The 12,364-nt window shown below is 64.6% G+C and carries 12 protein-coding genes and 2 riboswitches; of the genes, 11 read left to right on the top strand and 1 reads right to left on the bottom strand.

What is annotated here, in order from left to right; all coding sequences use genetic code 11:
• Positions 1 to 162: 162 nt before the first annotated feature.
• From VA599_RS00620 to VA599_RS00595, 6 genes are all read left to right on the top strand, one after another.
• A complete protein-coding gene (locus VA599_RS00620) occupies positions 163 to 708 on the top strand; it encodes a cupin domain-containing protein (RefSeq protein ID WP_104946995.1) in 546 nt (181 codons plus the stop codon).
• A 14-nt stretch (positions 709 to 722) separates the two neighbouring features.
• A complete protein-coding gene (locus tag VA599_RS00615) occupies positions 723 to 1,115 on the top strand; it encodes a VOC family protein (protein WP_346787333.1) in 393 nt (130 codons plus the stop codon).
• Between the two features lie 44 nt (positions 1,116 to 1,159).
• Complete coding sequence (locus VA599_RS00610; protein WP_346787332.1) at positions 1,160 to 2,647, top strand: aldehyde dehydrogenase; 1,488 nt, start codon at positions 1,160 to 1,162, stop codon at positions 2,645 to 2,647.
• 241 nt (positions 2,648 to 2,888) lie between these two features.
• The gene (locus VA599_RS00605) at positions 2,889 to 3,695 is read left to right on the top strand and encodes a substrate-binding periplasmic protein (RefSeq protein ID WP_346787331.1); all 807 of its coding nucleotides are present in this window, start codon (positions 2,889 to 2,891) and stop codon (positions 3,693 to 3,695) included.
• A 126-nt stretch (positions 3,696 to 3,821) separates the two neighbouring features.
• Positions 3,822 to 4,598 (top strand): substrate-binding periplasmic protein, encoded by a 777-nt coding sequence (locus VA599_RS00600; RefSeq protein WP_346787330.1) that lies wholly within the window; start codon positions 3,822 to 3,824, stop codon positions 4,596 to 4,598.
• On the top strand, positions 4,595 to 5,407 hold the full coding sequence (locus tag VA599_RS00595; protein WP_346787329.1) for a substrate-binding periplasmic protein: 813 nt from the start codon (positions 4,595 to 4,597) through the stop codon (positions 5,405 to 5,407). Before VA599_RS00600 ends, VA599_RS00595 begins: the two co-directional genes overlap by 4 nt.
• A gap of 55 nt (positions 5,408 to 5,462) precedes the next feature.
• Here the strand turns inward: VA599_RS00595 and VA599_RS00590 are convergent, their stop codons facing one another.
• Positions 5,463 to 6,071, bottom strand: a complete 609-nt coding sequence (locus tag VA599_RS00590; RefSeq protein WP_021478078.1) for an FMN-dependent NADH-azoreductase — start codon at positions 6,069 to 6,071, stop codon at positions 5,463 to 5,465.
• Between the two features lie 107 nt (positions 6,072 to 6,178).
• Between VA599_RS00590 and VA599_RS00585 the strand changes: the two genes are divergently transcribed.
• The 5 genes from VA599_RS00585 (at position 6,179) to VA599_RS00565 (ending at position 12,361) form a co-directional block, all read left to right on the top strand.
• The gene (locus tag VA599_RS00585; RefSeq protein ID WP_346787328.1) at positions 6,179 to 7,120 is read left to right on the top strand and encodes a LysR substrate-binding domain-containing protein; all 942 of its coding nucleotides are present in this window, start codon (positions 6,179 to 6,181) and stop codon (positions 7,118 to 7,120) included.
• A gap of 43 nt (positions 7,121 to 7,163) precedes the next feature.
• A complete protein-coding gene (locus VA599_RS00580; protein ID WP_346787327.1) occupies positions 7,164 to 7,703 on the top strand; it encodes a GNAT family N-acetyltransferase in 540 nt (179 codons plus the stop codon).
• A gap of 132 nt (positions 7,704 to 7,835) precedes the next feature.
• A complete protein-coding gene (locus VA599_RS00575; protein ID WP_346787326.1) occupies positions 7,836 to 10,442 on the top strand; it encodes a DUF3141 domain-containing protein in 2,607 nt (868 codons plus the stop codon).
• Positions 10,443 to 10,507: 65 nt separating this feature from the next.
• A riboswitch (glycine riboswitch) is annotated at positions 10,508 to 10,593 on the top strand.
• Positions 10,594 to 10,597: 4 nt separating this feature from the next.
• Positions 10,598 to 10,695: riboswitch (glycine riboswitch) on the top strand.
• 151 nt (positions 10,696 to 10,846) lie between these two features.
• On the top strand, positions 10,847 to 11,461 hold the full coding sequence (locus tag VA599_RS00570; RefSeq protein ID WP_021478083.1) for a trimeric intracellular cation channel family protein: 615 nt from the start codon (positions 10,847 to 10,849) through the stop codon (positions 11,459 to 11,461).
• A 210-nt stretch (positions 11,462 to 11,671) separates the two neighbouring features.
• Entirely contained in the window at positions 11,672 to 12,361 is a 690-nt protein-coding gene (locus VA599_RS00565) for a TIGR02117 family protein (RefSeq protein ID WP_346787325.1), read from the top strand.
• Positions 12,362 to 12,364 lie beyond the last annotated feature (3 nt).

Here is a 12,364-nt window from a genome sequence, read left to right as displayed (position 1 = left end):
AGAAAATTCACATCGCGCTTGCCCTTTCAACTTGATTCTGACTATAAAATCTGGCCGTTGCAAAGATATTCGATTTTGCGACGCAGCAAGCACATTTGCCTTCTATCGCGCTACAATGCCGCAGTTGTCTAAAATTATTAACATACTGATGGAGCAGGAAGAATGGATGTCGGCGCACGCTTGAGAATGGTCAGAACGCGGTTCGGATTGTCACAAAGAGAGCTGGCCAAACGCGCGGGCGTCACCAACGGCACCATCTCCCTGATCGAGCAGAACCGGGTAAGCCCTTCGGTCAGTTCCCTCAAGAAGGTGCTGGAAGGACTGCCGATAACCCTGGCAGAATTCTTCACTTTCGACGCCGAGCCGGCGCAGCCGCGCGTGTTCTACCAGGCGGACGAGCTGCCCAACCTCGGCAACGAGGACATCAACCTGATGCTGGTGGGCACCGCGCACGACAAGCGCGACATCGCCATCTTGCGCGAACGCTACCTGCCCGGCGCCGACACCGGCCCGGACATGCTGGAGCACGAAGGCCAGGAAGGCGGCGTGATCATCCGCGGCAGCATAGAGGTGACGGTGGGCAGCGAGAGCCGGGTGCTGGGCCCGGGCGACGCCTACTACTTCGACAGCAAGCTGCCGCACCGCTTCCGCAATGTCGGCGACGACATCTGCGAGGTGGTGAGCGCCAGCTCGCCGCCCACATTCTGAATAGAGGAAACGTCTTGAAGCTGGCTTACACCATTATTTACGTGCCGGATGTGCCGGCTTCGCTGCGCTTCTTCGAATCCGCCTTCGGCTTCAAGCGCAAATTCCTGCACGAATCCGAAACTTACGGCGAGTTGGACACCGGCGAAACCACGCTGTCCTTCGCCCAGCATGAGCTGGCCGCCGGCAATCTCCCCGACGGCCACGTCCGCGCCAATGAATCCACCAGGCCGCTGGGCATGGAGATCGGCCTGGTCACCGGCGATGTGGAAGCCGCCCACGCGAAAGCGCTGGCCCACGGCGCGGCCGAGCTGTCGCCGCCGAAGACAAAACCCTGGGGACAGACCGTGTCCTACGTGCGCGCGCCCGACGGCGCGCTGATCGAACTTTGCAGTCCCGTTTCAGCCTGAAAGCTTAATTCCGCTCAACAACATCACTCGACGAGGAGAGCAGCATGGCCCGCAGTCACGCCGAATGGAAGCAACTTGCAGCAGAACTGAAGATTGAAGGCCGCGCCTTCGTGAATGGCGAATACCGCGACGCCGCCGAGGGCAAGCGCTTCGATTGCGTCAACCCCGCCAACGGCGCCAAGCTGGCCGAGATCGCCCACTGCGGCGAAGCCGACGTGGAGGCCGCGGTCAAGGCCGCCCGCCGCGCGTTCGAATCCGGCGTTTGGTCCGAACTCGCGCCGCTCAAGCGCGCCGCCGTGCTCAAGCGCTTCGCCGCGCTGATCCGCGAACATGAGGACGAGCTGTCGCTGCTGGAAACGCTGGACGCCGGCAAACCCATCGGCGACACCACCGCCGTCGACGTTCCGGCCTCCGCCTACTGCGTGGAATGGTTCGCCGAGGCGATAGACAAGGTGGGCGGCGAAGTGGTGCCGGTAGATCCCAAGCTGGTCGGCCTGGTGACCCGCGAGCCGATAGGCGTGGTGGCCGCGGTGGTGCCGTGGAACTTCCCGATCCTGATGGCGAGCTGGAAATTCGGCCCGGCGCTGGCCGCCGGCAACGCCGTCATCGTCAAGCCGTCGGAGAAATCGCCGCTGACCGCGATCCGCGTCGCCGCGCTGGCCAAACAGGCCGGCATCCCGGACGGCATCTTCCAGGTGCTGCCCGGCGCCGGCGACACCGGCCGCCTGCTGGCGCTGCACATGGACGTCGACTGCGTCGCCTTCACCGGCTCCACCAATGTGGGCAAGCTGATCGCCGGCTACGCCGCCCAGTCCAATCTGAAGCGGGCGTGGCTGGAGCTGGGCGGCAAGTCGCCCAACATCATCCTGCCGGACTGCCCGGACCTGGCCCGCGCCGCGCGTTCCGCCGCCAGCGGCATCTTCTACAATATGGGCGAGGTCTGCACCGCTGGCTCCCGCGTGCTGGTGCACAAGGACATCAAGGAGCGCTTCCTCGAGGAGTTCAAGAAAGCCGCCGCCGGCTTCTTCCCCGGCGATCCGCTCGATCCGGCCACCAGCATGGGCGCCATCGTCGACGAGATCCAGTACCGCAAGGTGCTGAACTACATCGACAAGGGTCTGAGCGAAGGCGCCAACCTGCTGTTGGGCGGCAAGGCCGTGCACACCGACAAGGGCCTGTTCATCGAGCCCACCGCCTTCGACTGCCCGAGCGACGACCTGACCATCTGCCGCGAGGAGATCTTCGGACCGGTGCTGTCGGTGATCACCTTCAGCGAGCTGGACGACGCCATCCGCATCGCCAACGACACCGCCTACGGCCTGGCGGCCGCGGTGTGGACCTCCAACGTCAGCACCGCCCACCAGGTGTCGCGCCGCCTGCGCGCCGGCACCGTGTGGGTGAACTGCTATGACGAGGGCGGCGACATGAACTTCCCCTTCGGCGGCTACAAGCAGTCCGGCAACGGCCGCGACAAATCGCTGCACGCGCTGGAGAAATACACCGAGCTGAAGAGCACGCTGATCAAGCTGTAACCCTCCACGCCGGCCGGGTTCCGTCCCGGCCGGCGGCCTGTCCCGCCCGCGCCGGATGGCGCCCTCCCCAAGCCGGCCGCGCCGCATCGCGGATCGTCCGCCCCGCCTGTTTTTCCGCTTAGCCCGTCCAAAAGCCGCCGCGCCAGGCTCTGCAAGCGCCCTTATCGCCTCCAGCCGGGGGTAGCAGCCGCCGACAGCGCGGCTATGATTGAAATCAAAGACTTCCGGATGGCGCGTTAGCATGCAGCGAATCTACAGACTTGCCCTTGTCGGCCTGTTATGGCTAACGTCCTTTGCCCATGCGGCGGAAAGCAATCCCGCCTGCCCCTCCGGGCCGCTAAAAGTGGGATTTTACGAATATGGCCTGGCCTACCACGATGGACGAGGCTACGACGTGGACCTGATACGCGAAATCGCGCGCCGCCTGCGCTGCCCCATCGCCAACGAAAGCGTCTTTCCATGGATCCGCACCCTCAAGCTGCTGCAAATCGGCGAAATCGACATCGCCACCTCCGCCACCCCCACGCCGGACCGCCTCCAATACGCCTGGATCTACACTTACAAACACAGCAAAAGCATGGTGCTGCTGCGCACGGAAGTGCAGGCCCGCACTCTGACCGCCTTACCCAGCGATCCGAAGCTCCGATGGGGCGTGATCCGCGGCTGGAAATTCAGCCCGATGCAGGACCAGTTGCTGGCCGAGCTGGCGAAGAGAAACAAGGTGGTGACGGCCATCGATGAAAATGATCTGTACAAAATGCTGACTACAGGCGTGATCACCGGCGCGCTTGCGCATCCGACCAGTTATGACGACTGGCTTCAAGCCCCCAGCATCCGCAAGCAAGTCGTCGTGCTGGATCTGTTTCCCGATATCGAAGCGACTGCCGGCGGCGTGGCGCTCAGCAAAAAACGGTTTCCTGAGTCGGCGGCCGAACTCTGGCATGCGGAACTGAAAAAAATGTACCGCGACGGAAGCCTGCGCGAGATATTCCGCCGCTTCCTGAGCGAGGAAACCACAGACTACCTGTTGCGCGCGCCGGTTCTCTGACGATGGCCAAGCCGTCCACGCCCAGGCCTGCGGCGGCAATGAAAACCGGTGTGTCAGCGATATGCCCAGGGGTAGAAGAAGCAATATTCAGAGGTGACATACGAAATGCGGCGAAACATTCCACCCGTGCTTGCCCTGCTGCTCTCCGCGACCTGCCTGGCCGCGGCCAACCCGGCCTGCCCCAACGGCCCGCTCAAGATCGGCTACTACAAGATCGGCGCCGCCTACCGCGACGGCAAGGGCTACGATGTGGACATGGTCAGGGAGCTGTCCCGCCGGCTGGGCTGCCCCATCGCCAGCGAGACCGAATTGCCCCGGCTGCGCGCGCTGAAAATGCTGTCCAGCGGGCAGATAGACGTCAGCCCCTCCACCTTGGCCTCGCCGGACCGGTTGCAATACTCATGGATTTACCAATACAACCACACCAAGAACATGGTGCTGCTGAACCCGGTCATCCAGGCCAGAACCTTGGCCGCGCTGCGCGAAGACCCGGCGCTGCGCTGGGGAGCGATACGCGGCTACCATCACGGCCCCTCGCAAGACAAGCTGCTGGAAGAACTGAACGCCCAGCGCAAAGTGGTGATCGCCACTGACGAGGACGATCTGTACAAGATGCTGAGCAGCGGCGTGGTCACCGCGATTTTCGCCCAACCGTTCAGCTATGGACGCTGGCTGCGCGTGCTGCCCAACGCCGGCCAGATCGTGGTGCTGGACCTGTATCCGGAAACCGACATGGTCGCCAGCGGCCTGGCGCTGAGCAAGGCGCGCTTCGGCCGCGCCGCCGCCGAGAAATGGCATCAGGAGCTGCTGAAGATGTATCAGGACGGCAGCCTGTACGACATCCTGCGCCGCTATCTGAACGAGAGCGCCGCCAAGCAGATGATGCAGAAGCCGCTGGAATGATGCGCACCCCCTTCCTACAGCGCCTGGCCGGCTGGCTGATTCCGCTCCTCCTGCCGCTAACCGCCCAGGCTGGCAATCCCGCCTGTCCGCAGGGACCGCTGGCCATCGCCTACTATGATTTCGGCGTCGCCTACCACCAGGGAAAGGGCTACGATGTCGACCTGGTGCGCGAGCTGGCGCGGCGGCTGGATTGCCCGATCCGCGCGGAGGCCGACTACCCGCGCATCCGCGCGCTCAAGCAACTGGAGCTTGGATTGGCTGACATCGGCTCCTCTACCTTGATCACGCCGGAGCGCCAGCGCTATCTGTGGCTGTATCCCTACAACCACAGCAAGAACATGGTGCTGCTGCCGCGTTCCAACCGGGCCGATTCGCTAGACGATCTGCTCAAGTCCCCCTCTCTGCGCTGGGGAGCGATACGCGGCTATCGCCACAGCCCCGCCCAGGATCGGCTGCTGAACGACCTTGCCCAGCAACACAAGCTGGTGATCGCGGAAAGCGAAGACGACCTGTACCGCATGCTGGTCAACGGTTTGGTGGACGTCGTTCTCGCGCACCCCATCAGCTACGATCCATGGTTTCGCGCCCACCACGCCGAGCAACTGGTCAACGCGCGCGACTTCTTCCCCGACGGCGAAACCATCGCCGGCTCCATCGCGCTGAGCAAGGCGCGGTTCACGCCGGCCGCCGCCGAGCTCTGGCACCAGGAGCTGCGCAAGATGTACCGCGACGGCGCCTTGCGCGCGATCCTGCGCCGCTACTTGAGCGAAGCCAGCGTGGATCAAGTGCTGAAGCAGCCGCTGGAATGACATGGACGCAAAAAAGCCCGGCTCGAAAGCCGGGCTTTTTCATGGCCAGCCGGTATTACAGCGCCAGCTTGGCGATGGCCTCCTTGGCCATGTGAATGGAGGTGGCGCGCTTGTCCGGCCCCATATTGACTGCTTCGGCGCGGATGATTTCCACATCGCTGACGCCCAGGAAGCCCAGCACTTTCACCAGGTAGTCTTCCTGGAAATCCATCAGGCTGCCCTGCTCGCCGCTGTGCACGCCGCCGCGGGCGGACACCAACACCACTTTCTTGTCCTTCACCAGGCCCACCGGGCCGGTTTCGGTGTACTTGAAAGTGCGGCCAGCGGCGAACACGCGGTCGATCCAGCTTCTCAGCTGCGTCGGGATGGAGAAGTTGTACATCGGCGCGCCGATGACCAGCACGTCCGCAGCCAGGAATTCCTCGATCAGCTGGTCGCTCAGCGCGGCCTCGCTGCGCTGGGTCGCGGTCCAGTCGGATTCGGGCGCGAAACGCGCGCCGACGATTTCGCCGGACAGGTGGGCGATCGGGTTGGCCGCCAGGTCGCGGTAGCTGGTTTCCACATTGGCGTGGCGCTGGCGCAGGGTGTTGGCGACGACGGCGGACAATTCGCGGGTGACGGAGTTGTCGGCCAGGATGCTGGAGTCGAGGTGAAGCAGTTTCATGGTCTGGGTCCTTCGGGGTTCGATTGCGATGAGTGGATGATAGATATCCAGAACAATCAGGACTAGACTGTTAAAATCGGAAACATTGTTCCATCAATGAAACAATCATGCAGGACCTGAACGATCTCTTGTACTTCGCCAAAGTCGTCGAGCACGGCGGCTTCATGGCCGCCGGACGCGTGCTGGGCATTCCCAAGTCCAAGCTGTCCCGCCGCGTAGCCGAGCTGGAAGCCAGGCTGGGCGTGCGTCTGCTGCAAAGAACCACCCGCCGGCTGTCGCTGACCGAAATCGGCAGCCAGTACTACCAGCACTGCCAGGCGATGCTGGCCGAGGCCGAGGCGGCCGACGAGACGGTGCTGCACAGCAGCGCCGAGCCGCGCGGCCTGATCCGCGTCAGTTGCCCGGAGCTGCTGTCCAAAACCATGCTCAGCGCCGCGTTGCCCCGCTTTCTGGCGCTCCACCCGCAGGTGCGGGTGATCCTCGACGCCACCAACCGCCGGGTGGACCTGATAGAAGAAGGCGTGGACGTGGCAATCCGGGTCCGCAACGTGATCGAAGACAGCGCCAGCCTGGTGGTGCGCCGGCTGGGCCGGAGCCGGGTGATCCTGGTGGCCAGTCCGGCCTTTCTGGAAAGCCACGGCGAGCCGAAAACGCCGGAACGGCTGGCCTCCCTGCCCGCGCTGGCCATGAGCCGCCCGGACGGCCGCGGCCAATGGGTGCTGCTGGACAATGTCGGCCAGAGCTACACTATCCACCTGGACACGCCCAGGTTGATGACCGACGACATGATCGTGCTGCTGGAAGCCGCCATCGCCGGCATCGGCGTCGCCGCGCTGCCGGCCAACGTCTGCCACCAGGCGCTGGCGGACGGACGGCTGCGGCACATCCTGCCGCAGTACGACTTTCCCTGGGGCATCCTGCACGCCGCCTTCCCCACCCGCCGCGGCTTGTCGCCGGCGGTGCGCGCCTTCATCGACTTCGTCTCGGAACAGCTGATCAGCGAGGAAATGGCCGGCGACTGGCAGCGCGCCGACATCCGCCCGGCATGACAATTGCTTCAGTCGAGGTTTCCCGTACCGGATGATTGAAGACATGTTCACGCTGCGCCCGTTGGCCGAAACCGACTCGATCGAACAACTGACCGCCCTGCTGCACTGCGCCTATGCCCAGCTGGCCGCGATGGGCCTGCGTTACACCGCGGTGGATCAAAGCGCGGCCGTCACCCGCCGCCGCATCACCGGCGGCTACTGCCTGCTGGCGTGGCATGGAGACGAGCTGGTCGGCACCGTTACGGTGCATCATCCGCGGCCCGCCTCGCCCTGTCCGCAATTCCGCCAAACCGACGGAGCGGTGCTGATGCAGTTCGCCGTCGATCCCGCCTGGCAAGGGCAAAGACTGGGCTCGCGGCTGATGGACGCCGCCGAGGACTGGGCCCGCCTCCAGGGCTATCGCCGCATCCGCCTGGACACCGCCGAACCCGCCACCCATCTGGTAGAACGCTACGGCAAGCGCGGCTACCGCGTCGAAGCGCCGCTGCAATGGCCGGACAAAGCCTACGCCAGCGTGGTGATGGTCAAGGAACTGGAAGCGGCCGCCGCGACTCGAACCTCTGTTTGCGCTGCAACAAATTGATGGCTGCGCGCCACATATCGCCGCCAGACCATTCGCATTTATTGCATCGCAGCAGATAACGAGTACAGTGACGGCCATGGCTCGCGATGAGCCGTCGCGTCTTTTCCTACCGTTCAAGAACAAGGGGTTGCAATGTGGTCAACTGCTGCAGTTCAAGGCGGGAAGTTCCCGTTCCCTCAACCGTTGTTTGATTACTGGCTGGACGCCTGCCAGCGCGGCATCCTGTATTGGGACACGCTGTACCGCCGCGGCGAAGCCTACCTGGAGCACTGCGAAAGCGGCAAGCCTCCGGTGCTGGTTTTCGACTACCGGATCATCATGGACGCCCGTGAGCTGCCCGATCCGGCCAACTACGCGCTGGCGGCGATCCAGCCGCCGGCCAACTGCCCGCCCACCGATCCCGCCAAGCGCCCCTTCGTCGTCATCGACCCCCGCGCCGGCCATGGGCCGGGCATCGGCGGCTTCAAGATGGACAGCGAGATCGGCATCGCGCTGCAACAGGGCCATCCCTGCTATTTCGTGATGTTCTTCCCCCAACCGGTGCCAGGCCAGACCATAGAAAGCGTGGCCAAGGCCGAAGGACACTTCCTCAAACGCGTCAACGAGCTGCACCCGGACAGCGACGGCAAGCCCTTCGTGATCGGCAACTGCCAGGGCGGCTGGGCATTGGCGATGCTGGCGTCGGTGGCGCCGGAACTGGTCGGCCCCATCCTGCTGGCCGGATCGCCGCTGTCGTACTGGGCCGGCGTGCGCGGCAAGAACCCGATGCGCTACGCCGGCGGCCTGAACGGCGGCACCTGGACCGCGTCGCTGGCCGGCGACCTGGGCAACGGCCATTTCGACGGAGCCCATCTGGTCGAGAACTTCGAGAAGCTGGATCCGGCCAATACCCTGTGGAAGAAGTCCTACAATCTGTACGCCAAGATCGACACCGAGCCGCAACGCTATCTGGACTTCGAACGCTGGTGGGGCGGCCATTACCTGCTGAACAAGGCGGAAATGGAATGGATCACCCAGAAGCTGTTTGTCGGCAACGAGCTGGTCCACGGCAAGATCACCAGCCATGACGGCAAGGCACGGGTGGACATGCGCAACATCCGCTCGCCCATCATGGTGTTCGCATCCTGGGGCGATAACATCACGCCGCCGCAGCAAGCGCTGAACTGGATCGCCGACCTGTACGACAGCGCCGAGGACATCCGCAATAACGAGCAGACCATCGTCTATTGCCTGCACAACAAGGTGGGCCATCTCGGCATCTTCGTCTCCGCCGGCGTCGCCAACAAAGAGCACAGCGAATTCGCCAGCGCGCTGGACCTGATCGACGTGCTGGCTCCCGGCCTGTACGAGGCCGTCATCGACGACATCGCGCCCGACGCGCCCGGCCAGGAATACATCGAAGGCCGCTACATCATCCGCTTCGAAGCGCGCGAGGTGTCCGACATCCTGGCGCTGGACGACGGCCGCGACGACGAGCGCGCGTTCGAAGTGGTGAAGCGCGTGTCCGAGATCAACCAAGGCGTGTACGACCGCTACGTCTCCCCCGCGCTGCGCGCCGCCAGCAATGAGGCCAGCGCCCGCCTGCTGCGCGAGCTGCACCCCGCCCGCCTGGAGCGGACGCTGGTCTCGCCGAAAAACCCGTGGCTGTGGTGGCTACCGGACCTCGCCGCCAAGGTGCGCGAGCAACGCCGGCCCGTCGCGGCGGACAATCCGCTGTGGCTGTGGCAGGAACAGCTGTCCGGCTTCATCGTTCAGTCGCTGGACCACTACCGCGACCTGCGCGACGCCGCGCAGGAGCAGCTGTTCCGCGCCGTCTACGAATCGCCGCAGCTCGCCACGCTGGTCGGCGTCGCCCCCGCCGGCGAGCCGCGCAACCAAGCCTTGACCTGGGAAACCCGGGAACTGGCGCGCCTGAAGCGCGAAGCGCTGGACCCCAGCTTCGAGCAAGGCACGCTGGCCGACGGCTTCGTGCGGTTGCTGCTTTACGTCAGCATCGGCATCGGCGTGGTGGACGAACGGCCGTTCAACGCCATCCGCCGGGTGATGCGCGACGTGCGCCACGAGTATCCGCTGACGCTGATGCAATTGAAGGACATCGTCCGACATCAGGTGGCGCTGGTACGGCTGGACGCGCCGCGCGCGCTGCGCGGCCTGCCTCTGCTGCTGCCGGATGCTCGTCGCCGCCATCAGGCCTGGCTGCTGGCTCGCGATCTGATGGCGCTGAACGGTCCCATTCCGGCCGAGCACCAGTCGCGGCTGAATGAGGTGGCCAAGACGCTGGAGCTCGACGCCGCGATCCACGCCGCCTCTCCCGCAGCTCGGGCTGAAGCGGAGCCTGCGGTCCTCTCGCCGGTCCCAGTCGAGGCCGCCCCCGCCGTTTCGCTCCCCGTGGCCAAGCCCGTCTCCGGCAAAACCGTTTCCGCGAAGGCCGCGACAAGCAAAGCTGCCCCGGCGAAGCCTGCATCCGCCGCCAAACCATCGGCCAAAACCGTCAAGCCGGCAGCGCGCAAGACCACTCCGGCAAGCAAACCGGCCACGGCAAAACCCTCGCCGGCAGCCAAAACGCCGGCAACAACCGCCAAGCCCGCCGCGCCGAAGCCGACATCGGAGGAAATCAAGCCGATAGCCAAGCCGGCCACGCGGACGAGCGCCGCGAAAAAGCCTGCGGGCAAGGCCAACGGCCAGGCTCCAGGCACGCCGCCGGCCGCTTCCGCGCCCGGCAAGCGGGGCAAGGCCTAAGCCATGCGCGGGAGCCGGGGCGACTCGGTTCCCGCATTGACTATTGCAATAGCGAAAGCTAATATTCCGGTTCTGCGGGAGAGAGGGGCCGCGCCCCCGCCGAAGACGCAAGCTCCCATAATCGCTCAGGCAAACGTACCGCAGCGCAGTATCGATTCAAGCCGATTGGAGAGAGGCCGCCCCGCGCGGCCCACCGAAGGGGCAAGCGGCCAAAGGCCGCGCAACTCTCAGGTAAAAGGACAAGGGGAGAGGCTGTTACCCAACCCGGAAACCGTCCAGGAGTTTGCCTTGTCCGCTCATCCATGCCTCGGCGCGAGCCTTTCGCGCCTCATTTCCGTTTTCCGTCATCCGCGCGCCATCGCTCCGGCTGGCATTCCATCGTTCCACCCCCATAAGATTTCATCATGCTGACCCTGATCTACCTGATCGCCATCACCGCGGAAGCGATGACCGGCGCGCTGGCGGCCGGCCGCCGCCACATGGACATTTTCGGCGTAGCCGTCATCGCCTTCCTCACCGCGCTGGGCGGCGGCACCGTGCGCGACATCGTGCTGGGCCGTTACCCGATAGGCTGGACCCAGCATCCGGAGTACGTGCTGCTGGTGGTGGCCGGCGGCCTGGCCGCGGTCCTGGTCGCCCGTTATATGCGCCATCTGAACCGCCTGTTCCTGATCCTGGACGCGCTGGGCCTGGTGGCGTTCACCATCATCGGCTGCGACGTGGCGCTGGGCATGGGCTACCACCCGGTCATCATCGTAATGGCCGGCATGATCACCGGCATCGCCGGCGGCATTCTGCGCGACGTGCTGTGCAACCGCGTGCCCATCGTATTCCGCCGCGAGCTGTACGCCAGCGTGTCGCTGCTGGTGGCCATCCTGTACCTGGGCCTCAACCATCTGGCCATGCCCCATGACTGGAACGTGATCGCCAGCTTCGCCTTCGGCCTGGCGCTGCGCCTAGTCGCGCTGTGGCGCGAATGGCAGCTTCCGGTGTTCGCCTACCGGCACGACCACCACTGAGCCCCAAGACAAACACCCCGCCCTAGCGGGGTGTTTCGCATTCCAGCCGTCAGCGCTGCGCCACAACCATGCCCAACCATGGATGTCACTTTCCTCGCGCGCGTCCCAAACTCCAGCCAGGGAAATGAAAATGGATATTTGACAGCCCACCGCAACCCAAGGTAAATAAGATTCCCCTGATATCCGATACCCGACAAGCTCGCCAACACCATGCACATTTCCGGCATCGCCTTTCGCCACCTTCTGCGCCTGCTGCTGGTTATTCCCGCGCTACTGATCTGCTACCTGCTCGCCGCGCTGGCGCTGGGCTGGCTGCCCGCCAACCGCAGCTGGCAGCCGCCCGCAGGCGGCATACCCATCTACCTGGACAGCAATGGCGTGCACACCAGCCTGATCATGCCGGTCAAAACCGACGCGATGGACTGGTCCGCCGCCTTTCCTCCGGAACACATCCGCCGCCCCGATCAATACGCGCGCTCGCCCTATATCTCCATCGGCTGGGGCAGCAAGGTATTCTTCCTGACCATTCAAAACTGGGAAGACCTGAGCGCCGGCAAAGCCTTGGCCGCGCTGGCTTTCGACCAAAGCGTGCTGCACGTGGAATACCTGCCCCAGCCGACGGAAGGCAAAGACACCCGGCGCATTCTGCTCAGTCCAGAACAATACCGCCGGCTGGTTGACTTCATCCGCCGCAGCGCGCCTTTTGACGCCAACGGCCAGGCACGACAGGAAAAGGGTTATCACTACGGCGACAACGACGCCTTCTACCCCGCCCATGGCCGCTACAACCCCATCGTCACCTGCAACCAATGGACGCGCGACGCGCTGGCCGAGGCCGGCGTGCGCACCGCGCGGTGGTCCCCTTTCGTCCAGCCGCTGTTCTGGCAACTGGAAAAGTGATCG

The sequence above is a fragment of the Chromobacterium indicum genome, from assembly GCF_039708975.1.
GTDB classification, from domain to species: domain Bacteria; phylum Pseudomonadota; class Gammaproteobacteria; order Burkholderiales; family Chromobacteriaceae; genus Chromobacterium; species Chromobacterium piscinae.
The sequence above is the reverse complement of the archived record's forward strand: the minus strand, read 5'-3'. Positions and strand labels throughout refer to the sequence as shown.

Bases quoted from the DNA above. Each gene is read 5' to 3' on its own strand.
- VA599_RS00620 (WP_104946995.1), top strand. From the start codon at position 163: ATGGATGTCGGCGCACGCTTGAGAATGGTCAGAACGCGGTTCGGATTG.
- VA599_RS00610 (WP_346787332.1), top strand. From the start codon at position 1,160: ATGGCCCGCAGTCACGCCGAATGGAAGCAACTTGCAGCAGAACTGAAG.
- VA599_RS00605 (WP_346787331.1), top strand. From the start codon at position 2,889: ATGCAGCGAATCTACAGACTTGCCCTTGTCGGCCTGTTATGGCTAACG.
- VA599_RS00595 (WP_346787329.1), top strand. From the start codon at position 4,595: ATGATGCGCACCCCCTTCCTACAGCGCCTGGCCGGCTGGCTGATTCCG.
- VA599_RS00590 (WP_021478078.1), bottom strand. From the start codon at position 6,071: ATGAAACTGCTTCACCTCGACTCCAGCATCCTGGCCGACAACTCCGTC.
- VA599_RS00585 (WP_346787328.1), top strand. From the start codon at position 6,179: ATGCAGGACCTGAACGATCTCTTGTACTTCGCCAAAGTCGTCGAGCAC.
- VA599_RS00580 (WP_346787327.1), top strand. From the start codon at position 7,164: ATGTTCACGCTGCGCCCGTTGGCCGAAACCGACTCGATCGAACAACTG.
- VA599_RS00575 (WP_346787326.1), top strand. From the start codon at position 7,836: ATGTGGTCAACTGCTGCAGTTCAAGGCGGGAAGTTCCCGTTCCCTCAA.
- VA599_RS00570 (WP_021478083.1), top strand. From the start codon at position 10,847: ATGCTGACCCTGATCTACCTGATCGCCATCACCGCGGAAGCGATGACC.
- VA599_RS00565 (WP_346787325.1), top strand. From the start codon at position 11,672: ATGCACATTTCCGGCATCGCCTTTCGCCACCTTCTGCGCCTGCTGCTG.